The organism is Serratia bockelmannii (assembly GCF_051803255.1).
Lineage (GTDB): Bacteria > Pseudomonadota > Gammaproteobacteria > Enterobacterales > Enterobacteriaceae > Serratia > Serratia bockelmannii.
In genome coordinates, this window is the sequence record NZ_CP196512.1 from 1551196 (window position 1) to 1573104 (window position 21909).

The window sequence follows — 21909 nt, forward strand, 5'->3', positions numbered from 1 at the left end:
AATAATAAATGGCCGCCGTGGCGAGCGGCCATCGTTCAGCTGGCGGTTACTTGATGCCCATCGCATCGCGCATGGTGAAGAACAGATCGGTCTGATCGGTCAATCCCACCACGTTGGCGGCGTGCGGGCCGTAGGCCGCGACGCGCAACTGAGTGCCGGTATGCCCCTGCGACTCTTCTTCCGAGTTGCCGTAGCTGAGGGTCATCGGCGCACCGTCTTTGGTGGTCAGTATCTGGGTCAGGCCCGGCGCTTTGGCGTCGGCGGCGACGATCTGGCTGGAGTGCGCGTGGTCGGCGGTGACGATCACCAGCGTGTTGCCGTCGGCGCGGGCGAAGGCCAGCGCTTTTTGCACCGCTTCGTCCAGATCGACGGTTTCACCAATCTGCCCGCACGGATTGGCGGCGTGATCCTGCTTATCGATCGACGCCCCCTCGACCTGCAGGAAGAAGCCGTTCGGGTTGTCTTTCAGCAGCGCGATCGCTTTGTCGGTCATCGCCGCCAGCGTTGGCGTGGCCGCGGTGCGCGCCGGGTTGTTTTCACAGGTTACCGCCGGCTTGTCGAGGTTGCCGTGATAGCTGGCTTTCGGCCCCAGCCAGCGCACCGGCATGTTGCCGTCGGCGAACAGGCCCAGCAGCGGTTTTTGCTGATTGGCCAGGGTCACGGCCTGCAGTTCATCTGCGTTGATCACCCACTGATAACCCTGTGCCGCCGCCTGGTCCTTCAGCGATTTTCCTTGCCATTCGCCGCTTTTCGCCAGCTGGTTGAAGGACTTCGCACCGCCTCCCAGCGTGACGTCGGCACGGGTTTTCAGCAGTTGCTCGGTGATCGAGCCGCGGCCGCCGTTTTCCAGCGCGTTAGCGGCACATTTCTCGCTGGTTTCTTCCGGGCCGTAGCATTTGCGCGAGGTGACGTGCGACACCAGCGCCGCCGGCGTGGCGTCCTGCAGTTCGGCGGTGGAGACGTTGCCGGTGGCCTTGCCGGCCGCCTTGGCGATCTCCAGCAGCGTTGGCTGGTCTTTGCCGTTCACGTCCACGCCGAGCGCACCGTTATAGGTTTTCACCCCGGTGGCCCAGGCGGTGGCCGAGGCGGCGGAGTCGGTCACGTAATCCGGCTTGTGGGTTTTCTTGTCCAGCGAGTAGTGGGTGTATTGCCCGGTCAGCGGCAGGGCGTCGATGCCCTTGAAGTAACCGCCTGCGCCTTCAGCGTAGTTGCGCGCGGCGGTGATCTCGGAATCCCCCATGCCGTCGCCGATCAGCAGGATCACGTTTTTCACCGTTTTGTCCGACAGCGACGCTTTCAGCGCGGCGGTCTGATCGCCGGCCAGGCGACGGGCGCCGCCCGGCTCGGTGAGGGTGCCGCGCGCGGCGCGCTCGGTCAGGCCATCGGCATTGGCCGAGGTTTCCGCCGCGATGGCGGAGGAACAGAGCAGGGCGGACAGCACGGCGCCGGCGATCAGGGATACAGCAGGTTGCATGGGTAAGCTCCTTGTCGTAATACAACAATGTAAATAACATCAAATTGTTACGAAAGGAGAGTAGAGCAGAGGGATGACAATTTTATGACAGCGGAAGGCGGGACGGCCCGGCGGCCATCCCGTTTGACAATCAGGCCGCGCGCGCCGGGATAGCGAGCCCACGCTGCACCGCCGGGCGCGCCAGACCGCGCTCCAGCCACTGCGCGACGCGCGGGAAACTGTCGAACTCCACCAGATCGCGCGCCTCATAGAAGCCGATCAGGTTGCGCACCCAGCCCAGCAGCGAGATATCGGCGATGGTGTAGTCTGCGCCCATGATCCAGTCACGGCCCTCCAGGCGCGTTTCCAACACACCAAGCAGGCGTTTCGATTCGTTTTTGTAACGCTCCAGCGGCCGCTTGTCTTCATATTCGCGCCCGGCGAATTTATGGAAGAAACCGAGCTGGCCGAACATCGGGCCGACGGCGGCCATCTGGAAGAACACCCACTGAATGGTTTCATAACGCTGGGCTGGATCCTGCGGCAGGAAGCGGCCGCTCTTTTCCGCCAGGTAGAGCAGAATGGCGCCGGATTCGAACAGCGGCAGCGGCCGGCCGCCGGGGCCGTCGGGATCGATGATCGCCGGGATCTTGCCGTTCGGATTCAGCGCCAGGAATTCCGGCGTCCAGGTTTCGTTGTTGCCGATGTCGATTAGGTGCGCTTCATAAGGCAGGCCGATCTCTTCCAGCATGATGGAGACTTTGACGCCGTTCGGCGTCGGCAGAGAGTAGAGCTGCAGCCATTCCGGATGCTGAGCCGGCCAGCGTTTGACGATCGGGAATTGGGTGGAATCGAGCATGGAAACTCCTCGGGTTGGCGGGGTCGCTTAAGCGTACCCCTAGAGTATTGCAGTAAAACTACCCTGTCGCCGGGTTACACCGTGAGGTCAAAATGTGCGGCCAGCGCTTTTTTACCGGCGGGGGTCAGCTGCAGCTCGCGGCTGTCGAGCCGGCGAAGGATCCAGCCGCGTTGGATAAAGGCGGCCAACAGCGCGGCGCCCAGCGCGCCGCCGAGGTGAGATCGGCGCTCGCTCCAGTCCAGACAGCCGCAGGCGAAGCGGCGGCGAGTGGGCGCGGGAGAGCAATCGACGCCCAGCCGCGTCAGCGCGGCCTGACCGGCGTCGCTTAATCGGTAGTCTTCTTCACCGGCCAGCCAGTTCAGCGCATGCAGCCGATCGTGCAGCTTCACCGCTACCTCGCCCGCCATATGGTCGTAGCAGGTGCGAGCATATTGCAGCGTGGTGGGCGTGCTGCTTTTCACCGACGGGCGCGGTACGCCCGCCAGCGCCATCAGGCCTTCCAGCGCGTCGGCCACCGGTTGCCCGGCCAGCCGGAAATAGCGGTAGCGCCCCTGTTTGACGCAGGCGATCAGCCGCTGCTCCAGCAGTTTCGCCAGATGCGCGCTGGCGGTGGACGGGGCAACCTCGACCGCCGCGCTGAGCTCGGTGGCGGTGTAGGCGCGCCCGTCCATCAACAGGCACAGCATGCGCGCCCGGGTGCGGTCGGCGATGGCGGCGCTCAGCGCCGCTAAACGATCTTCAATGTCGATGTTATGCATACTTCGAGGTTAGACGAAGTATGACTGCGCGTCCATCGCTAACCTGTGGTTATCGCACTCTGGTGCAGTGCGTCTGCGTTCGCTGGATATTGATGAGCGGGCGTTGGAATCGGTGCGGTGGCGCCATTCTTACCATGCGCGCGTACCGGAATTTTACCGTGAGAGGAGACGATAATGATCGCCGTGATTTTTGAACTGCAGGCCGCTGATGGGCAGCGTGATACCTATCTGGCGCTGGCGGCGGAGCTGAAGCCGCTGCTGGCGCAGATCGACGGATTCATTTCCATCGAGCGCTTTCAAAGCCTGGCCGATCCTGCGCGCCTGCTGTCGCTCTCCTTCTGGCGCGACGAGGCGGCGGTGCAGCAGTGGCGCAATCTCGAGCAGCATCGCGCGGCACAGGCGCGCGGCCGTGGCGAGGTGCTGGCGCAGTACCGGTTGCGGGTGGCGGAGGTGGTGCGGGATTACGGGCTGGAGAGACGCGACCAGGCGCCGCAGGATAGCCGTTGCTATCACCGCACCTGAAAAAAGCCCGCTGACGGCGGGCTTTCACCCGTTTATTTCGCTTCGCTGCCCACCTTCATCGCCCCGGCGTAGCGGGCGCCCATTCCCCAGGCGGCGCCGTGGTCGCGGGCGATCTGCAATACGCCCCCCGCCGTGGCCTTGCGGCTCCAGTCCTGCTGCCATTCCAGCATCAACGCCACCCAGTTGATAGGGGTGGCGCCTGCTTGTACCAGGCGCTGCATGGCGTTGTTTTGACTATCTGGCGTAATGTCGCCGGTGACGTCCGACAATATGTAGACCTCATACCCCTCGCCCAGAGCGGACAGCGCCGGCAGCATCACGCAGCTGGCGGTCCACAGCCCGCCGATGATGATTTTCTTGCGGCCGGATTGTTTGATCAGATCCACCACGCGCCGATCCTGCCAGACGTTGATGGCGGTGCGATCGTACACCTGCAGATCCGGGCGTGCCTGCGTCACCTGCTGGAATACCGGCCCGGCGAAGCTTTTGGCGTTGGCCGAGGCCAGAATGGTCGGCACGTTGAACACCTTGGCGGCCTTGGCGATGCCGGCGGCGTTATTCACCAGGTTGGTTTGATCGATAGAGGAAATGGTCATGCCGAACATGTCCTGCAGATCGACCAGCAGCAACAGGCTGTTGTCGGCGGTCAGCGGTTGCACATAACCCGCCTGGCGGCTATCGGCGGCGGGGGATTGCGCCAGCGCGGCGACGGGGGCGGTGGCGGCGCTCAGGCCGAGCATCAGGGCGATTAGGGTCTTTTTCATTATTAACTCCATGATTATCAGTAGATTAAATTCACGTCCCACTCAGGGAAGCGGTTGAATGAAGTCTACTGATATTTATTTGGTTAATAATCTATGGTTTATTGAATTAATAATTAACCTGAAGGACGTAATATGGACGTGCTACTGACGATGCGCGCCTTTCGCCGCGTGGTTGAGCGCAACAGTTTCTATAAGGCGGCGGAGGATCTGGCGATCACGCCGGCGGCGTTGAGCAAGCAGATTAAGCAGTTGGAAAGTCGGTTGGGGACGCTGTTGCTGGTGCGCACCACCCGCAGCATGAGCCTGACCGAAGCCGGGCAGCTCTATTACCAGGAAGCCTGCCGGTTGCTTGGCGAGTTCGACGCGCTGGAGCAGACGGTTGCCGCCAGCGCGCAGCAGGTCTCCGGCACGCTGCGGGTCAATGCGCCGCTCTCGTTCGGCCTGACGGTGCTGTCGCCGCTGCTGCCGCCGTTTATGCAACGTTATCCGCAGCTGCAGGTGGAACTGACGCTGGACGACAGGGTATTGGACGTGGTGGCGGCCGGTTTCGATATTTCCTTGCGCATTCGCCGCCGACTGCCGGATTCTTCCCTCAGCGCCCGGGCGCTGGGTGACGTGCACCAGCGAATTTGCGCCGCGCCCGGCTATTTGGCGCAGCACGGCGTGCCGCAAACGCCCAATGAATTGCCGCGGCACAGCTGTCTGGCCTATTCCCTGGCGGAAAAACCGGGGCAGTGGCAGTTCACCGCCGGCGAGGAGAGCCTGAGCGTGACGTTCACTCCCCGGCTGATCGCCAACAACAGCCTGATGCTGCGAGATATGCTGGTGGCGGGACTGGGCATCGGTTCGCTGCCGTCGTTTGTGGCGGATCCCGAGATTGCTGCCGGCAGACTGGTGCAGCTGTTCCCTGAACAGATTGCCGACGTGCATCAGGTCTTCGCGGTTTACCCGACGCGCCGGCATGTGCAGCAGAAAGTGAGTTTATTCACCGAGTTTGTGCGAGAACAGGGATTGATGACGGCGAATTGACAACGGTGCACGGTTGTCATATTCATTAGCTATGAAAAAATCCTACCGCCCATTCGCGCAAATTATTATCACCCTTCTCCAGAGGGTGGGATAGCGCGTGTGTCGCCAATAAAAACCCGCCGGCAGGCGGGTTTTTTTATCCCCTTCCGGCAACGACCGGAGAACGTCATGCAAACCTACCCTGCAGTTTTACACCTGATGTGCGGCAAGGCCGGCGCAGGCAAATCGACGCTGGCGCAGAGTTTGGCGCAACAACCGCAAACGCTGTTGCTGAGCGAAGATGCGTGGCTGGCGACGCTGTATGAACAGGAGATGGCCAGTCTGCAAGACTACGCGCGCTGTTCCGACCGGTTGCGGCGGGCGCTGGGCGGGCACCTCGTTCAGCTGCTGCGCGGCGGTTGGTCCGTGGCGCTCGATTTTCCGATGAATACGCCGGACAGGCGGCGCTGGGCCAAAGCCTTGGCGGAGGAGGCCGGCGTCGCACACTGCCTGCACTTTCTCGATGTCAGCCATGCGCAGTGCCTGAGCCGGATAACGCTGAGAAATGCGCGCGGCGAGCACCCGTTTGCCCTGAGCGAAGCGGAGTTTGAGCGCCTGGCGCAGTACTTTGTTCCCCCGGCGGAAGAGGAAGGGATGACCGTCTTGCGTTATGGCGAACGGGACTGAAAACCGGCGCCATGACGGCGCCGGCAACAGGGTTAGGCTTCGGCGTTAAACGCGTTGTGGAAGGTGACCTCCGCGCACGGCAGCGCGCCCTGGAAGGCGATGGCGCGGAAGTAGTCTTGCGGCACGCCCGGCAGGGCCAGCGCGCACTGCGCCTGGAAGCCGAAACGGCCGTAATAGTTCGGATCGCCCAGCACTACGCAGCCTGCGGCGCCGCGTTCCTGCAGCTCGGCCAGCAGCCGGCGGATCAGCCGGCTGCCGATCCCCTGGTTCTGACAGGCCGGCAGCACCGACACCGGCGCCAGCCCGTACCACCCGGCGGCGCCGTTGCTGAGTACGACCGGCGAGATGGACGCGTGCCCGATCGGTGTGCCATTTTGCTCGGCGACCAGCGACAGGGTGAGAGCTCCCGCCGCGCGCAGCGCATTGACGATAAACTGCTCGGTGTGGCTGCTGTGCTCGGCATGCAAGAATGCGGCGGCGGTCAGGGTGGCGATGGCGCCGACGTCGGCCGGCGTTTCGTGGCGTAACGTGATGTTCATGGTTGTATCCTGATTAAATAAGGCTGTGCCGACCGGGCTGCCTGCCCGGCCGGTATCGATGATTAACGGTTATCCAGCTGCGCCCGCACGGCCTTGAGCCCGGCAAAGGTGACGCGATAAGGGCGCCCCTGGCGAGAGAGGATCAGGCGTTTGGTTTTGAGCTTGGTGAAGACGGCCAGCGAGCAGTCGGCCAGGCCGAGCCCTTCGCGGGTGTAGCATTCGACGTGGGTGACGCGACCGGCGTCGTTGCGGGTGAAGGCGATATAGCCGCCTTTGGCCAACACGTGCAGCACGCGTTGTTCCGCTTTGGAAATGTTCATGTTGGGAGATCCTGTAATAACCCCAGATACGCGCATCCCCGCGCAAACGCGCGTCGGATACGTCAGAGTCCCTCGCCATACGGCAAGGAAGCGACTATCGGGTGGTTACAATCTCCAACATACAGGCCTCGGGCAGTGAAAAACGCCAGGGCGGCGTTTAAGCGCAGTTAATGTAGCCAATGGCCGGTTGGCTGTCAATTTGCCGGCAGCGCGGGCCGCCGGCGAAAGGCCAATTAGAAAGGCTTGGTTGGCAGGTATTTGCCGTCCAGGGTGATCACCGCGCGTTCGCCGCCGTCCGGATCGGCGACCTTCTTGATATCCAGCTTGAAGTTGATGGCGCTGATGATGCCGTCGCCAAACTGCTCGTGCACCAGCGCTTTCAGCGTGGAACCGTAAACCTGCAGCATTTCATAGAAGCGATAAATGGTCGGATCGGTTGGCACGCCGCCGGGAATGCTGCCGCGCAGCGGGATGGTTTGCAGCAGCAGCACCGCTTCTTCGTCCAGCCCCAGCTTGGCCGCTACCGTGCGCGCCGCCGGTTCCGGCAGCGCATGCTGCCCCAGCAGGGCGGCGGTGACAAACGCCAGGCTGAGACCGGTGCCCTCGGCCAGCGCTTCGAACGTCAGATTATGGCGGATCTTGGCGGCCATGATGGTGTCGGTGAGCGCTTCGCGCGGGGCGGTGTTGTGCAGAGAGTGTGTCATGTTGACTCCTTTTGTGGGCTTAAAAACGGGCGATCGCCGGGGTGGCGGTCACCTCGGGATGGGTGGCGAGCGGCACGAAGCGGCGGGTTTCGCCGTCCAGCGCCTCGATAGCGCCGCTGGCGATGTCATAGACCCAGCCGTGCAGCGCCAGGCGGCCCTGATCCAGCGCCAGGGCGACGGAAGGGTGCGTTTTGATGTTGTTGAGCTGGGCGATGACGTTTTCGCGCACCATCGACGCGACCCGGGCTGCGTCGGAGGCGTGCGGATAAGCCTGGTTGACCGCCCTGGCGGAATCGGCGTAACGCAGCCAGCCGGCGACCGTCGGCAGGTGATCCAGACACTGGCAGGTGGCGATGGCGGTCATCGCGCCGCAGTCGGAATGGCCGCAGATCACGATGTCTTCTACGCCCAGCGCAGCGACGGCGTACTCGACCGAGGCGGTCACCCCGCCGGGTTCGGGACCAAAAGAAGGCACGATGTTACCGGCGTTGCGGATCACGAACAGATCGCCCGGCTCGCGCTGGGTGACCAGCTCCGGCACCAGGCGGCTGTCGGAACATGAGATAAACAGGGTGCGCGGGTTTTGGCGGGTCGCCAACTGCTGAAACAGCGCCGTGCGTTCAACAAAGGCTTCGCGCTGGAACTTCAGGAAGCCTTCAATCACCTCTTTCATCCGTTTCTCCATTGGGTGTCGTTATGCGATGGCGGCATGATGAACGCTTCTGGCTATAGGGTCTAAGACCCATTTATAATGCTGGCTATAGGTTTTACTAATAGCTGGGGCGCTATGCTGCTGCGACACATCCGTTATTTTCTGGCCGTTGCCGAACAGGGCAACTTCACCCGCGCCGCCGAAGCGTTGCACGTCTCGCAACCGACGTTGTCCCAGCAGATCAAGCAGTTGGAAGACGCACTGGGAGCGCCGTTGTTCGATCGCAGCGGCAGAGCCGTGCGTCTGACCGACGCTGGTGAGGCGTGGATGCGCTATGCGCGGCTGGCGCTGCAGGATTTGGACGCCGGCGCGCGGGCGATCCATGACGTGGCGACGCTGGCGCGCGGCCATTTGCGGCTGGCGATGACGCCGACGTTCACCGCCTATCTGGTGGGGCCGGCGATCGATGCGTTCTACCGCCGCTACCCGGGGATTACGCTGAGCATTGAGGAGATGGCGCAAGAGCGGATCGAGGCGCTGCTGGCGCAGGATCGACTGGATCTGGGGATCGCCTTCGAGATGGCGCAGTCGGTGGAGGTAGAAGCCACACCGTTGTTCAGCGAGACGCTGGAGCTGATGGTCGGCGCCGATCATCCCCTGGCGGCGCATCGCCGTCCGCTGACGCTGGCGGAGTGGCAACATCTGCCGCTGGCTTTGCTGAGTGGCGACTTCGCCACGCGGCAGTTTATCGATCGCTACTGCACACAGTTGGGATTTCGGCCGCAGGTGGCGGTGGAGGCCAATGCGCTGGGCGCCATCGTCGAGATCGTGCGGCGCGGGCAGCTTGCCACGCTGCTGCCAGCCGCCATTGCGCGCGAGAACCGGCAGTTGAAAAAAGTGGCGTTGGCCAACGCCATGCCGGTGCGACAGGCGGTATGGCTGCAGCGCAAAGGCGCTTACCGCAGCGCCGCCGCGCAGGCGTTTATCGCCGTTTTGCAGCAACAGGGCGTTACGCCAACGCACTCCAGCGCTGCGTCATCCCCAGCAGATGCACCAGCCCGAAGCCGAGGCAAATCAGTGAGCTGACGACGATAAAACGCTGGCTGCGGCCGGTATCGCGCAGGGCGAAGGGGCCGGCGACGCCGCGCAACAGGTAGATGAAGGTAATGATAAACAGCACGGGCCGCAGCAGTGGCAGCGGCGCGATCAGGCCCGCGCCGGAAAGCGCATACAGCGCCCAAATAAACAGCATCAGCGCGATACCGGCGGTGACGACAGCCGGGAACTTTTTACCCGCTTCCGCCGCCTTAATGAAGCGATCGCCGGCGCCGCACAGCCGATAGCCGCGCGGCCCGGCGGCGATCACCCAAATATGCAGCAGGGCGGCGATGGTGCTCAGCGCGGCGCCGATCAGCAGTGCGGTGTTATAGAGGTGTGGCATGGTAAGGCTTCCCTGTCAGAAACGTGATTGGCATGAAGCGTAGACCAGAAAAGACGAATTAACCGAACGCAACAGGGAAGAGGAGCAAGTGATGAGAGTGGCGACAGGCATGCTGAGCGTATTGGCGCTGTGGAGCGGGTTGGCGATGGCGCAATCTGCAGCGCTGACGCTGCCGCGGGAGGATGGTTCGAGTATTCATTACTATCTGGACGCTGCGGTGCCCGGGCAATCGTCGCCGGCGCTGCTGGTGATCCTGCAAGGCTCGGATTGCAACAGCGTGCGGCATATCCGCCTGGTCACGCCGATGCGGCAGGTGTTACCCGCCGCAGACCTGCTGACGGTGGAGAAATACGGCATCGACGACCGGTTGCCGTACCGCGAAGAAGTACCGCGGCAGGATTGCCCGGATGCTTTCGTGCAGCATGATACGCCGCAGCGGCGGGTGAGCGATGTCACCCAGGTGCTGCAGGCGGTGATTGCGCGCAACGGCTATCAAAAGGTCGCGGTGTTGGGGGGCAGCGAAGGGGCGGTGATCGCCAATCTGGTGACGGCCTCCTCGGGCCTGGTTGACGCCACCCTCGCGTTCAGCGGCGGCGGACGCTGGTTTATTGACGATGTGCGCCACAGCGTGGCCGACGCGCCAAAAGAAGAGAAAGCCGGGCTGAACGCATTTTTACAACAGGTGCTGACGGCGCCGCCGTTCCCCCTGAACGCCAGCGATCATGGCTATGCCTGGTGGCATGGCATGCTGAACATCGATCAGCTTGCCACCCTGCGCAGCATCAAGACGCCGGTGCTGATCGTGCAGGGTGACCAGGATCGCGCCGTTTCGCCGGGGGCGGTCGGGAAAATGATCGCCGAGCTGCGGGCCGACGGCAAAACGAATATCACTTACCTGAATTATCCGGCTTTAGACCATGTGATGCGGCGCGAAAATGGCGAGAGTGAAATGACGCGGGTGGTGGCGGATATGCGCGCGTGGCTGGAGCAGCAGCTGCGCTGAGCGTCGGTATTAGGACAAACTATGTAATAATTGACGCGAGTTTCTTTGGACTGAGTGATCTGCTGCTCAATTGAACACAATGTTATTTAATCAGGGCTTCCGTCGTGTATTTTTTTAACCGCAAACCTGAAAATGAAATACCCTAAGAAAATTCCAGCTATGGAGGTCGCAACCCACAGATACTTAAAACTATCGTCGGAATAAAACATGAACCAGACAATGGCTAACAGCGAGAGGGCCACAACGCCGCACCCAATGCCCTGAATAATTCTGGATAAAGCCGCCAGCATAAAGTTCTTCATACGTTAACCTTTGCAAAAAAGTACTGACAAATTTGGTTGAATTTCTTTCGATCTCTTTCCCAAACCGAGACGGCATCCTCGAATGGTCGGACTTTGTTTTCTAACAGAAAGTACAGCAGATCGAGGTTTCCCAGGCGTCTGAGTTGATCATACATCCGTGAGTTTCTTGCCCTCAAGTCGCGTGATGTATAGACAGAGCGTGATATGCTTGCCCCAGCGGTGAGAATTGAGCCAACGGCAACACCGGAGACAAGCCGTGGGATGATTTGTTTAGAGAATATATATCCCATGTTTGCGGTGGCTAACTGATTAAAGGCGAATTTGCCGATGAGTTTGCCTGATGTTCTTATGGTCATGTCCTTAACATCTTCAAACTTGACCTTACTGGCGAAGTTTTCGATGAAGATATGAGCCACTTTCTCGATGCTTGCTTTATTGGCCAGGCCTGACTTGATGAGTCTGATAAATCGCTCTTTATCTTGCGAGTTTAACCATATGTTTTCAGTATCAATATAGTCGTAGCCCAGGTAGTAGAAATCGACCGGTACGCTGATAAAACCTTGTGCAAACCCGCGCACTAAATTGCTGTCAATGTTTACGGCATCCGCCATGTCGTTGGCTATCTGCTTTGCGCTTTTCATAGAAATCCTTTTCAATATGAAGCGCGAATCGAGCAGACTTTTTTTACGCAAGCCAATGCCCACCGGCAAACGGCACCAGCCTGACGCTCAAAATGTCACCGAAACTTCCCGCGATCTCTGCACCCCGTTGTGGCATAATGCGCGCCAAATCACATTCCCTATGTATAAAGAGCGAGCGCTGTGTTAAGCACTAACAACATCACCATGCAGTTCGGCAGTAAGCCGTTGTTTGAAAACATCTCTGTTAAATTCGGCGGCGGCAACCGTTACGGCCTGATCGGCGCCAACGGCTGCGGCAAGTCCACCTTTATGAAAATCCTCGGCGGCGATCTGGTGCCGAGCGGCGGCAACGTGTTCCTCGATCCGAACGAGCGCCTGGGTAAACTGCGTCAGGATCAGTTCGCCTTCGAGCAGTACAGCGTGCTGGACACCGTGATCATGGGTCACACCGAACTGTGGGCGGTGAAGGAAGAGCGCGACCGCATCTACGCATTGGCGGAGATGAGCGAAGAAGACGGCTATAAAGTAGCCGACCTGGAAGTGGCCTACGGCGAAATGGACGGTTATACCGCCGAAGCGCGTGCCGGTGAACTGCTGCTTGGCGTGGGCATTCCGGTGGAACAGCACTATGGCCCGATGAGCGAAATCGCGCCGGGCTTCAAGCTGCGCGTGTTGCTGGCGCAGGCGCTGTTCTCCGATCCGGAAATCCTGTTGCTCGACGAACCAACCAACAACCTGGACATCGACACCATTCGTTGGCTGGAGCAGGTGCTGAACGAACGCAACAGCACCATGATCATCATCTCGCACGACCGTCACTTCCTGAACATGGTCTGCACCCACATGGCGGATCTAGACTACGGCGAGCTGCGCGTCTACCCGGGCAACTACGACGAATACATGACCGCCGCCACCCAGGCGCGTGAGCGTTTGATGGCGGACAACGCTAAGAAGAAAGCGCAGATCAGCGAGCTGCAATCGTTCGTCAGCCGCTTTAGCGCCAACGCCTCCAAATCCAAGCAGGCCACGTCGCGCGCCCGCCAGATCGACAAGATCCAGCTGGAAGAGGTGAAAGCCTCCAGCCGCCAGAACCCGTTCATCCGTTTCGAGCAGGACAAAAAGCTGTTCCGTAACGCATTGGAAGTGGAAGCGCTCACCAAGGGCTTCGACGAAGGCCCGCTGTTCAACAAGCTGAACCTGATGGTGGAAGTGGGCGAGAAGGTCGCGGTGCTGGGTGCCAACGGCATCGGTAAAACCACCCTGCTGAAAACGCTGGTGGGCGACGCGCAGCCGGACAGCGGCACCGTGAAGTGGTCGGAAAATGCCCGTATCGGTTATTACGCGCAGGATCACGAATACGAGTTCGACGACACCCTGACCGTGTTCGACTGGATGAGCCAGTGGAAGCAGGAAAAAGACGACGAGCAGGCGGTGCGCAGCGTGCTGGGCCGTTTGCTGTTTAGCCAGGACGACATCAAGAAGCGCGTGAAGGTGCTGTCCGGTGGCGAGAAGGGCCGCATGCTGTTCGGCAAGCTGATGATGCAGCGCCCGAATATTCTGGTGATGGACGAACCGACCAACCACCTGGATATGGAATCCATCGAATCGCTGAACATGGCGCTGGAGATGTACGAAGGCACGCTGATCTTCGTCTCCCACGACCGTGAGTTCGTCAGCTCGCTGGCGACCCGGATTCTGGAAATCACCCCGAACAAGGTGATCGACTTTACCGGCAACTACGAAGACTATCTGCGCAGCCAGGGCATCGTGTAACCCTCGCGGTAACGCATCAGGGCGGGAATTATCCCGCCCTTTTTTTATCCGTCACGCCCCGCCGCACACTTCGCAGTGTGGATCCTTCGGCAGCTTCATCTCGCGGAACTGCATGCTCATCGCATCGAACATCAACAGCTTGCCGCGCAGCGGCTGACCATAGTCGGCCAGCAGCTTGATGGCTTCCATCGCCTGCAGGGTACCGATAGTACCGACCAGCGGGGCCATCACGCCCGCTTCGACGCAGGTGAGGGCGCTGTCGCCGAACAGCCGGCTCAGGCAGCGGTAGCAGGGCTCGCCCGGCTGATAGGTGAATACGCTGAGCTGGCCTTCCATACGGATCGCCGCGCCGGAAACCAGCGGCTTGCGCTGTGCGTGGCACAGGCGATTCAGGGCGTCGCGCGCCGCCACGTTGTCGGTGCAGTCGAGCACCAGATCGCAGGCGGCGATCTCTGCCGCGATCGCGTCATCTTCCAGACGGCCGTCGATGGCGTCGATGCGAATATGCGGATTGATGGCGCTCAGTTCCTGCCTGGCGGAGGCGACTTTGCTCTGGCCGATGCGATCGTCGCGGTGCAGGATCTGGCGCTGCAGGTTGGAGAGCGAGACGGTGTCGAAATCCACCAGCACCAGATGGCCGACGCCGGCCGCCGCCAGATATGGCGCGGCGGCGCAGCCCAGCCCGCCCAGCCCGGCGATCAGCACGCGGGCGGCCTTCAGCTTCTCCTGGCCGTCGAAGTCAAAGCCGCGCAGCACGATCTGGCGGTTGTAGCGCAGCGCTTCGGCGTCGGTCAATTCCGGCAGCATGTTCAGCTCCTCAGCAGGGCGTTGAACGGCTCGATCTCCACCGTTTCGCCTACCGCCACCGAACCGCGTTCGCGTTCCAGCACGATGAAACAGTTGCCCTGGCTGTAGGAGCTGAAGACGTGCGAGCCCTGGTGGCCGGTAGTGCTGACCTCCAGTTCACCCGCGGCGTTGCTGCTGAACACGCCGCGCTGAAAATCGAGGCGGCCCGGCGATTTCTTCAGCGGGGTTAGCGCCCGTGCGCGCAGGCGCGGCGGCAGGCGCCAGTCACTGTGACCGGCCAGCTTCGCCAGCAGCGGTTGCACCAGTTGGTAGAAGGTCAGGGCGGCGGAAACCGGGTTGCCCGGCAGGCCGCAGAACCAGGCGTGGCCCAGTTTGCCGAAGGCGAACGGTTTGCCGGGTTTGATCGCCAGCTTCCAGAAGCTGACCTGGCCCAGCTCGTCCAGCATCTGTTTGGTATAGTCGGCCTCGCCGACCGAGACGCCGCCGCTGCTGATCACCACGTCGGCCTGGCTGTCCGCTTGTTCGAAGGCGGCGCGCAGCGCATCGCGATCGTCGCGGATAATGCCGAGATCGAGCACGTCGCAGCCCAGTTGCTCCAGCATCAGGCGTACCGCGAAGCGGTTGGTATCATAGATCTGGCCCGCCTGCAGCGGCTGGCCGACCGGCTGCAGTTCGTCGCCGGTGGAGAACACCGCGACCTTCAGCTTACGCATCACCTGCACTTCGGCGACCCCGAGCGAGGCCAGCAGCGGCAGCTGCGCGGCGCCCAGCTTCACGCCGGCCGGCAACACGCTGGCGCCTTGGCGAATGTCTTCACCCGCCAAACGGATATTCTGGCCGGCTTCTACCGGGGCGGTAAAACGCACGCCCTGGTCGCTCACTTCGGCCTGTTCCTGCATGACCACCGCGTCCGCCCCGGCCGGGATCGGCGCGCCGGTCATGATGCGCACGCAGCTGTTGGCCGGCCATTGGCCGTCGAACGGCGTGCCGGCGAAGGCTTTCCCGGCGACCGGCAGCGGCGCATTGGCCGCCAGATCGGCGAGGCGCACCGCATAGCCGTCCATCGCCGAGTTAGCGAACGGCGGCACGTCGAGCGGCGAGACCACCGGGGCGGCGGTGATGCGGCCGGCGGCGGCGGTCAGGGCGACGGATTCGGTCTGCTGCAGCGGGGCGATCTGCCCGAGCATTTTTTCCAGCGCTTGCTCCAGGGAGATGAGATCGGAAGTATGGCAATGATCCATAAGGGGAACTCCGTAATCAGGGTGCGCATTGATAGCGACAAAGTGCGGGTATTATGGCAGAGAACGCCGGGGGGGAGAACGGGTTATGCCCGCCATCTTTCGCACTGCGCCGGAAGCGCGAACGGGTATAAACTGGGTAAAACAGAGGAGAATCATGATGCATAAACAGGTTATCGAGTTCTGGTTCGACGAGATCGAACCGGTGATGTGGTTCAAAAAGGACGACGATTTCGATCGTCTGCTGCACAGCCGTTTTGGCGAAATCTGGCGGGCGGCGGCGGCGGGAGAGCTGGCGCACTGGCGCGACACCATCGAAGGGCGCCTGGCGGAGGTGATCGTGCTCGATCAGTTCAGCCGCAACCTGTTTCGCGGCACGCCGCAGTCGTTCGCCTGCGACGGCATGGCGCTGGTCCTGGCGCAGGAGGCGATCCGCAGCGGGGAGTGCGAACGGCTGAGCCGCGAGCAGCGAGGTTTTCTCTATCTACCGTTCATGCATTCGGAATCGCCGCTGATCCACCAGCAGGCGCTGGTGCTGTATACCGAGCTCAATAACGGTGACCAGTTGGAGTTCGAGCTGCGGCATAAGGCGATCATCGATCGTTTCGGCCGCTACCCGCATCGCAATGCGATATTGGGGCGCACCAGCACGCCGGAAGAAGAGGCCTTTTTACGGCAGCCCGGCTCGGGTTTTTAATCGTTGGATTATCTGCGCCCGGCCGGGTAAAAACAGCAGGCCGGGCGCCGCAATAAGCGTGACTCAGCGCGAACGTTTATTTCATTACGCTCTACCGCTATTTCCTCTCGCGAAATTACCAATAATCCCAGCCGCACTATCAGCGGTTTACTGCTTTTTATAACCTGCTGTTTTTATTCCAATAAGCTATTTCAAGGTGCGAAATGGTCTAAGCGCGCTACGCTAAAAGCGGGACGTGGACGTTATGCTGTACTTCCACTGTAGGACTAAATAGAGTCGAAAAGACTGAATAATAATGATACCGCGCTCAGCTTATTCGCTGCGCAACGGCGGGATTAACACAGGGTGTCAGGCAAATGAGCAAACCAGTGATTGCCATTCATGGCGGCGCGGGCGCAATTACCCGGGCGGCGCTGAGTGCGGAAAAAGAACGGCAGTATATCCAGGCGCTGTCCGAGATCGTGGCCGCCGGGCAGGCGGTATTGGCACAGGGCGGCAGCGCGCTGGATGCGGTGACCGAAGCGGTGCGGCTGCTCGAAGAGTGCCCGCTGTTCAACGCCGGCAAAGGCTCGGTGTTTACCCATCAGGGCACCCACGAACTGGATGCCTGCGTGATGGACGGCCGCACCTGCGACGCCGGCGCTGTCGCTGGCGTCAGCCATATCCGCAACCCGGTGCTGGCGGCGCGCGCGGTGCTGGAAAACAGCGAACACGTGCTGTTTGCCGCCGAAGGCGCCGAGAAGTTTGCCGCCGCCCACGGCCTGGAAATGGTTACCCCCGACTTCTTCTTTACCCAAGAACGCTTTGATCAGCTGCACCGCGCCCAGGCGGAGCAGGGCCGGGTATTGCTCGATCACGACGGCGCGGCACAGGCCGGCGATCCGCTCGATCCCGATCGCAAATTCGGCACCGTCGGCGCGGTGGCGCTGGATGCGCTGGGCAACCTTGCCGCCGCCACCTCCACCGGCGGCATGACCAACAAGCAGGCAGGGCGAGTGGGCGACACGCCGATTATCGGCGCCGGTTGCTATGCCAACAACGCCACCGTGGCGGTCTCCAGCACCGGCACTGGCGAGATCTTCATGCGCGGCGTGGCGGCCTATGACGTCTCCGCCCTGATCGAATACGGCGGCCTCAGCCTGCAGGCGGCCAGCGATCGGGTGGTGATGGAGAAGCTGCCTGCACTGGGTGGCAGCGGCGGCATGATCGCCGTCGATCGCCACGGCAATATCGCGCTGCCGTTTAACTGCGAGGGGATGTATCGTGGTTTTGGTTATGTCGGCGATGCGCCGTCCGTCGGGATTTATCGCTAAGCGTTCACCGGGAGGGTGTATGACCGACGTTTCATTCCGGCCCGCCGGCGACGGGTTGTCATTGCCGCCGCAGCGGGTGCTGACGGTGCGCGATCTGAGCATCCGTTTTCCTCAAGCGGACGGCGCCGTGGAAGCGGTGCGCAACCTGTCGTTCGATCTCGATCGCGGCGAGACGCTGGCGATCGTCGGTGAGTCCGGCTCTGGCAAATCGGTGACTTCACTGGGACTGATGCGGCTGGTGGAGCAGGGCGGTGGGCGCATCGTCAGCGGCGCCATGACGCTGCGCCGGCGCGACGGCGCGTTGCTCGAGCTGGCGCATGCCTCGCAGAGCACGCTGCGCACGGTGCGTGGCGCCGACATGGCGATGATCTTCCAGGAGCCGATGACCTCGCTCAACCCGGTATTTCCGGTCGGCGAGCAGATCGCCGAATCGCTGCGCCTGCATCAGGGCATGGACCACCGCAGCGCGCGTCAGGAGGCGCTGCGCATGCTCGATCTGGTGCGCATTCCGGAGGCCAAAGAGGTGCTGGGGCGCTACCCGCATCAGCTTTCCGGCGGCATGCGCCAGCGGGTGATGATCGCTATGGCGCTCTCTTGCAAGCCGGCGTTGCTGATTGCCGATGAACCCACTACCGCCCTCGACGTCACCATTCAGGCGCAGATCCTGCAGCTGATCCGCGTGCTGCAACAGGAGATGCAGATGGGGGTGATCTTCATCACTCACGACATGGGCGTGGTGGCAGAGATAGCCGACCGGGTGCTGGTGATGCGCCGCGGCGAGCAGGTGGAACAGAATCGAGTGCGTGAATTATTCGCCGCGCCGCAACAGGCCTATACCCGGGCGCTGCTGGCGGCGGTGCCGAAGCTGGGGGAGATGGCCGATCGGCCGCTGCCGGCGAAGTTTCTGCTGGCGGATGGCGAGGGGGATACGGCGCCGCAGGATACCGTGCCGCCAGACGCTGCGCCGATCCTGCGGGTGGAGCATCTGGTCACGCGTTTTGATCTGCGCGGCGGGTTGTTCAATCGGGTCACTCGCCGGGTGCACGCGGTAGAAAACGTCAGTTTCGATCTTTACCCTGGCGAGACGCTGGGGCTGGTGGGCGAGTCTGGCTGCGGTAAGTCCACCACCGGGCGCGCTTTGCTGAAGCTGGTGGACAGCCAGAGCGGCACCATCACCTTCGCCGGGCGGCGGATAGACCAATTGAAGGGGTCGGCGCTGCAGCATCTGCGGCGCGATATTCAGTTCATCTTTCAAGATCCTTACGCCTCGCTCGATCCGCGCCTGACGGTCGGTTTCTCCATCATGGAGCCGCTGTTGGTGCACAACGTGATGCGCGGCCGTGAGGCGGAACGGCGGGTGGCTTGGCTGCTGGAACGCGTCGGTCTGCAGCCGGAGCATGCGCGCCGCTATCCGCACGAATTTTCCGGCGGCCAGCGCCAACGCATCTGCATCGCGCGCGCGCTGGCGCTGAACCCGAAAGTGGTGATCGCCGATGAAGCGGTCTCGGCGCTGGACGTGTCGATTCAGGCGCAGATCGTCAATCTGCTGCTCGATCTGCAGCGCGAGTTCGGCATTGCTTTTCTGTTCATTTCACACGACATGGCGGTGGTGGAGCGTATCAGCCACCGGGTGGCGGTGATGTACCTCGGACAAATTGTCGAGATCGGCCCGCGGCAGGCGGTATTCGACAATCCGCAGCACCCCTATACCCGCAAGCTGATGGCGGCGGTGCCGGTAGCCGATCCCGCTCATGCCCACAAACGGCAGCCGCTGCCGGCCGATGAGATCCCGAGCCCAGTGCGCGCACTGGGCGATGAACCCGTTACCGCACCGCTGGTGCAGGTTGGCGCCGGGCACTTTGTCGCCCGCCACCCGATCGCCGGTGCTTTTTAAAGACCTCAGGAGAGACAAGCGACATGAAGCACACATTCAAACGCAATGCGCTGTTGGCCGCCATACTGCTGGCGGCGGGAACCGGCCCGGTTTGGGCGGCGAAGGACGCGGTGATTGCCGTGGCGTCCAATTTCACCACTCTTGATCCTTACGACGCCAACGACACGTTGTCGCAGGCGGTGGCCAAGTCTTTCTATCAGGGGTTGTTCGGCTTCGACAAGGACATGAAGCTGGTGAACGTGCTGGCGGACAGCTATGAGGTCAGCAAAGATGGCCTGACCTATACCGTCAAACTGCGTCAGGGCATTAAATTCCACGACGGCACCGCGTTCAACGCCGAGGCGGTGAAGGCCAACCTCGATCGCGCCAGTAACCCGGACAGCCACCTCAAGCGCTACAACCTGTTCAAGATGATCGACAAAACCGAGGCGGTGGACGCCAATACGGTGAAGATCGTGCTGAAGGCGCCGTTCTCGGCGTTCGTCAACAATCTGGCGCACCCGGCGGCGGCGATCATCTCCCCGGCGGCGCTGAAGCAATACGGCAAAGAGATCGGTTTCCACCCGGTCGGCACCGGGCCGTATCAGTTCGTGACCTGGAACCAGACCGATTTCGTCAAGGTGAAGAAGTTCGACGGCTACTGGCAGCCGGGACTGCCGAAGCTCGACAGCATCACCTGGCGCCCGGTGGTGGATAACAACACCCGCGCGGCGATGCTGCAGACCGGCGAGGCGACCTTCGCCTTCCCGATCCCTTACGAGCAGGCCAAGGTGCTGGAGGGCAACGCCAAGCTGGACGTGGTGGCTGCGCCGTCGATCCTGCAGCGTTACATCAGCATGAACGTCACTCAAAAGCCGTTCGACAACCCGAAGGTGCGCCAGGCGCTCAACTACGCGATTAACAAGGACGCGCTGATCAAGGTGGCGTTCGCCGGTTATGCGGTGCCGGCGGAAGGGCCGGTGCCCCCGGCCATCGATTTCGCCGCCCGCTACAAGCCGTGGCCGTACGATCCGGCCAAGGCGCGCGAGCTGTTGAAAGAGGCCGGCTACCCGAACGGCTTCACCACCACGCTGTGGTCGTCCCACAACCACAGCACCGCGCAGAAAGTGCTGCAGTTCACCCAACAGCAGCTGGCGCAGGTGGGGGTGAAAGTGACGGTGACGGCGATGGATGCCGGGCAGCGCGCGGCGCAGGTGGAGAGCGTCGGGGTGAAAGACACCGGCGTGCGGCTGTTCTACACCGGCTGGTCGGCCTCGACCGGGGAAGCGGACTGGGCGCTGTCGCCGCTGTTCTCCACCCAGGCGGCGCCGCCGAAGCAGTTCAACACCGCGTTCTACAGCAACCCGCAGGTGGACAAGGATCTGACCGACGCGCTGGCGACCACCGATCGCGCCGAGAAGCAGAAACTGTATCAGGATGCACAGGATCGCATCTGGGCCGACGCGCCCTGGATCTTCCTGGCAACCGAACGTCTGTTGTCGGCCAACAGCAAACAGCTGAGCGGCTTCTACGTGATGCCGGATACCTCGTTCAACTTTGATAACGCCGATCTGAAATAAGGCGCCCATCCCCGCCTGCGGCCAGACGGCGGCAGGTGGGGGAAGGAATGAGATGCTCAATTATTTTCTGAAACGACTGCTGGGCCTGATCCCGACGCTGCTGATCGTGGCGGTGCTGGTGTTCCTGTTCGTCCACCTGCTGCCGGGTGATCCGGCGCGGCTGGCGGCGGGGCCGGAGGCCGACGAGGCGGTGGTGCAGCTGGTGCGCAAGGATCTGGGGTTGGATAAGCCGCTGCCGCAGCAGTTCGCGCACTTTTTCGTCAACGCGCTGCGGGGCGACTTCGGCATCTCGATGGTGTCCAAGCGCCCGGTGAGCGAAGAGATCGCCTCGCGCTTTATGCCGACCTTCTGGCTGACCGTCGCCAGCATGCTGTGGGCGGTAGCGTTCGGCCTGGCGATCGGCGTGGTGTCGGCGGTGTGGCGTAACCGTTGGCCGGATCGTCTCGGCATGACGCTGGCGGTATCGGGGATCTCGTTCCCGGCCTTTGCGCTCGGCATGCTGCTGATGCAGGTGTTCTCGGTCGAGCTGGGGTGGCTGCCGACGGTGGGCGCCGACAGCTGGCGGCACTACATTCTGCCTTCTATCACCTTGGGGGCGGCGGTGGCGGCGGTGATGGCGCGTTTTACCCGCGCTTCGTTCGTCGAGGTGTTGCAGGAGGACTACATGCGCACCGCGCGCGCCAAGGGCGTGCGGGAAAGCGTGGTGGTGATGAAGCACGGCCTGCGCAACGCGATGATCCCGGTAGTGACCATGATGGGGCTGCAGTTCGGCTTCCTGCTCGGCGGTTCGATCGTGGTGGAGAAGGTGTTCAACTGGCCGGGGCTGGGGCGCTTGCTGGTGGACTCGGTGGAGATGCGCGATTACCCGGTGATCCAGGCCGAGGTGCTGCTGTTCTCGCTGGAGTTCATCCTGATCAACCTGCTGGTGGATATGTTGTACGCGGCGATCAACCCGGCGATTCGTTACCAATGAGG

24 protein-coding genes are annotated in these 21909 nt (G+C 62.0%); 11 read left to right on the forward strand and 13 right to left on the reverse strand.

What is annotated here, in order from left to right:
• Positions 1-46 precede the first annotated feature (46 nt).
• The 3 genes from phoA to ACSJLU_RS07500 form a co-directional block, all read right to left on the reverse strand.
• Positions 47-1474, reverse strand: coding sequence for an alkaline phosphatase (gene phoA, locus ACSJLU_RS07490; protein ID WP_380825882.1), 1428 nt, complete (start codon positions 1472-1474; stop codon positions 47-49).
• Between the two features lie 130 nt (positions 1475-1604).
• The gene (locus ACSJLU_RS07495) at positions 1605-2312 is read right to left on the reverse strand and encodes a glutathione S-transferase N-terminal domain-containing protein (protein WP_025302120.1); all 708 of its coding nucleotides are present in this window, start codon (positions 2310-2312) and stop codon (positions 1605-1607) included.
• A 74-nt stretch (positions 2313-2386) separates the two neighbouring features.
• Entirely contained in the window at positions 2387-3070 is a 684-nt protein-coding gene (locus ACSJLU_RS07500) for an ArsR/SmtB family transcription factor (protein WP_049208883.1), read from the reverse strand.
• A 174-nt stretch (positions 3071-3244) separates the two neighbouring features.
• Between ACSJLU_RS07500 and ACSJLU_RS07505 the strand changes: the two genes are divergently transcribed.
• Positions 3245-3592 carry an antibiotic biosynthesis monooxygenase family protein gene (locus ACSJLU_RS07505; RefSeq protein WP_025302122.1) on the forward strand — a complete coding sequence of 116 codons (348 nt, stop codon included), beginning with the start codon at positions 3245-3247 and terminating at the stop codon, positions 3590-3592.
• A 32-nt stretch (positions 3593-3624) separates the two neighbouring features.
• Here the strand turns inward: ACSJLU_RS07505 and ACSJLU_RS07510 are convergent, their stop codons facing one another.
• Positions 3625-4356: an isochorismatase family protein gene (locus tag ACSJLU_RS07510; RefSeq protein ID WP_025302123.1), complete on the reverse strand. Its 732-nt coding sequence runs from the start codon at positions 4354-4356 to the stop codon at positions 3625-3627.
• A gap of 132 nt (positions 4357-4488) precedes the next feature.
• Between ACSJLU_RS07510 and ACSJLU_RS07515 the strand changes: the two genes are divergently transcribed.
• Together ACSJLU_RS07515 and ACSJLU_RS07520 are read left to right on the forward strand one after the other, a co-directional pair.
• The gene (locus ACSJLU_RS07515; RefSeq protein WP_025302124.1) at positions 4489-5385 is read left to right on the forward strand and encodes a LysR family transcriptional regulator; all 897 of its coding nucleotides are present in this window, start codon (positions 4489-4491) and stop codon (positions 5383-5385) included.
• A 168-nt stretch (positions 5386-5553) separates the two neighbouring features.
• On the forward strand, positions 5554-6051 hold the full coding sequence (locus ACSJLU_RS07520; RefSeq protein ID WP_049295266.1) for an AAA family ATPase: 498 nt from the start codon (positions 5554-5556) through the stop codon (positions 6049-6051).
• Between the two features lie 32 nt (positions 6052-6083).
• Here the strand turns inward: ACSJLU_RS07520 and ACSJLU_RS07525 are convergent, their stop codons facing one another.
• The 4 genes from ACSJLU_RS07525 to ACSJLU_RS07540 form a co-directional block, all read right to left on the reverse strand.
• Entirely contained in the window at positions 6084-6590 is a 507-nt protein-coding gene (locus ACSJLU_RS07525; protein WP_127146402.1) for a GNAT family N-acetyltransferase, read from the reverse strand.
• A 62-nt stretch (positions 6591-6652) separates the two neighbouring features.
• A complete protein-coding gene (locus ACSJLU_RS07530) occupies positions 6653-6910 on the reverse strand; it encodes a YjhX family toxin (protein WP_004939031.1) in 258 nt (85 codons plus the stop codon).
• Between the two features lie 233 nt (positions 6911-7143).
• A complete protein-coding gene (cynS, locus tag ACSJLU_RS07535; protein WP_049208879.1) occupies positions 7144-7614 on the reverse strand; it encodes a cyanase in 471 nt (156 codons plus the stop codon).
• Between the two features lie 19 nt (positions 7615-7633).
• Positions 7634-8287, reverse strand: coding sequence for a carbonic anhydrase (locus ACSJLU_RS07540; RefSeq protein WP_197790531.1), 654 nt, complete (start codon positions 8285-8287; stop codon positions 7634-7636).
• A 114-nt stretch (positions 8288-8401) separates the two neighbouring features.
• Here ACSJLU_RS07540 and cynR point away from each other — a divergent pair, with 114 nt between their 5' ends.
• Positions 8402-9352, forward strand: coding sequence for a transcriptional regulator CynR (gene cynR, locus ACSJLU_RS07545; protein ID WP_380825885.1), 951 nt, complete (start codon positions 8402-8404; stop codon positions 9350-9352).
• Here cynR and ACSJLU_RS07550 read toward each other — a convergent pair.
• Complete coding sequence (locus tag ACSJLU_RS07550) at positions 9276-9707, reverse strand: hypothetical protein (RefSeq protein WP_025302130.1); 432 nt, start codon at positions 9705-9707, stop codon at positions 9276-9278. The genes cynR and ACSJLU_RS07550 overlap by 77 nt on opposite strands.
• A 91-nt stretch (positions 9708-9798) precedes the next feature.
• Between ACSJLU_RS07550 and ACSJLU_RS07555 the strand changes: the two genes are divergently transcribed.
• Entirely contained in the window at positions 9799-10710 is a 912-nt protein-coding gene (locus tag ACSJLU_RS07555) for an alpha/beta hydrolase family protein (RefSeq protein ID WP_380825887.1), read from the forward strand.
• 86 nt (positions 10711-10796) lie between these two features.
• Here the strand turns inward: ACSJLU_RS07555 and ACSJLU_RS07560 are convergent, their stop codons facing one another.
• Both ACSJLU_RS07560 and ACSJLU_RS07565 read right to left on the reverse strand, forming a co-directional pair.
• Positions 10797-11012: a hypothetical protein gene (locus tag ACSJLU_RS07560; RefSeq protein WP_025302132.1), complete on the reverse strand. Its 216-nt coding sequence runs from the start codon at positions 11010-11012 to the stop codon at positions 10797-10799.
• Positions 11009-11653, reverse strand: a complete 645-nt coding sequence (locus tag ACSJLU_RS07565; protein WP_260515310.1) for a hypothetical protein — start codon at positions 11651-11653, stop codon at positions 11009-11011. The genes ACSJLU_RS07560 and ACSJLU_RS07565 overlap by 4 nt, the downstream gene beginning before the upstream one ends.
• A gap of 180 nt (positions 11654-11833) precedes the next feature.
• On the opposite strand from ACSJLU_RS07565, the gene ACSJLU_RS07570 reads away from it, so the two are divergent.
• Positions 11834-13426: an ABC-F family ATPase gene (locus ACSJLU_RS07570; RefSeq protein ID WP_025302134.1), complete on the forward strand. Its 1593-nt coding sequence runs from the start codon at positions 11834-11836 to the stop codon at positions 13424-13426.
• Between the two features lie 51 nt (positions 13427-13477).
• On the opposite strand, the gene moeB is transcribed toward ACSJLU_RS07570, so the two are convergent.
• Entirely contained in the window at positions 13478-14233 is a 756-nt protein-coding gene (gene moeB / locus ACSJLU_RS07575) for a molybdopterin-synthase adenylyltransferase MoeB (RefSeq protein WP_049295269.1), read from the reverse strand.
• Positions 14234-14235: 2 nt separating this feature from the next.
• A complete protein-coding gene (moeA, locus tag ACSJLU_RS07580; protein WP_049295270.1) occupies positions 14236-15474 on the reverse strand; it encodes a molybdopterin molybdotransferase MoeA in 1239 nt (412 codons plus the stop codon).
• Between the two features lie 157 nt (positions 15475-15631).
• Here moeA and ACSJLU_RS07585 point away from each other — a divergent pair, with 157 nt between their 5' ends.
• The 5 genes from ACSJLU_RS07585 (at position 15632) to gsiC (ending at position 21907) form a co-directional block, all read left to right on the forward strand.
• A complete protein-coding gene (locus ACSJLU_RS07585) occupies positions 15632-16168 on the forward strand; it encodes a DUF924 family protein (protein WP_049295271.1) in 537 nt (178 codons plus the stop codon).
• Between the two features lie 356 nt (positions 16169-16524).
• Positions 16525-17481: an isoaspartyl peptidase/L-asparaginase family protein gene (locus ACSJLU_RS07590; RefSeq protein ID WP_025302138.1), complete on the forward strand. Its 957-nt coding sequence runs from the start codon at positions 16525-16527 to the stop codon at positions 17479-17481.
• A 19-nt stretch (positions 17482-17500) separates the two neighbouring features.
• Positions 17501-19375 carry a dipeptide ABC transporter ATP-binding protein gene (locus tag ACSJLU_RS07595; protein ID WP_148123262.1) on the forward strand — a complete coding sequence of 625 codons (1875 nt, stop codon included), beginning with the start codon at positions 17501-17503 and terminating at the stop codon, positions 19373-19375.
• 23 nt (positions 19376-19398) lie between these two features.
• Positions 19399-20934, forward strand: coding sequence for a glutathione ABC transporter substrate-binding protein GsiB (gene gsiB / locus ACSJLU_RS07600; protein WP_025302140.1), 1536 nt, complete (start codon positions 19399-19401; stop codon positions 20932-20934).
• Between the two features lie 52 nt (positions 20935-20986).
• Complete coding sequence (gsiC, locus tag ACSJLU_RS07605) at positions 20987-21907, forward strand: glutathione ABC transporter permease GsiC (protein WP_025302141.1); 921 nt, start codon at positions 20987-20989, stop codon at positions 21905-21907.
• Positions 21908-21909: the final 2 nt, after the last annotated feature.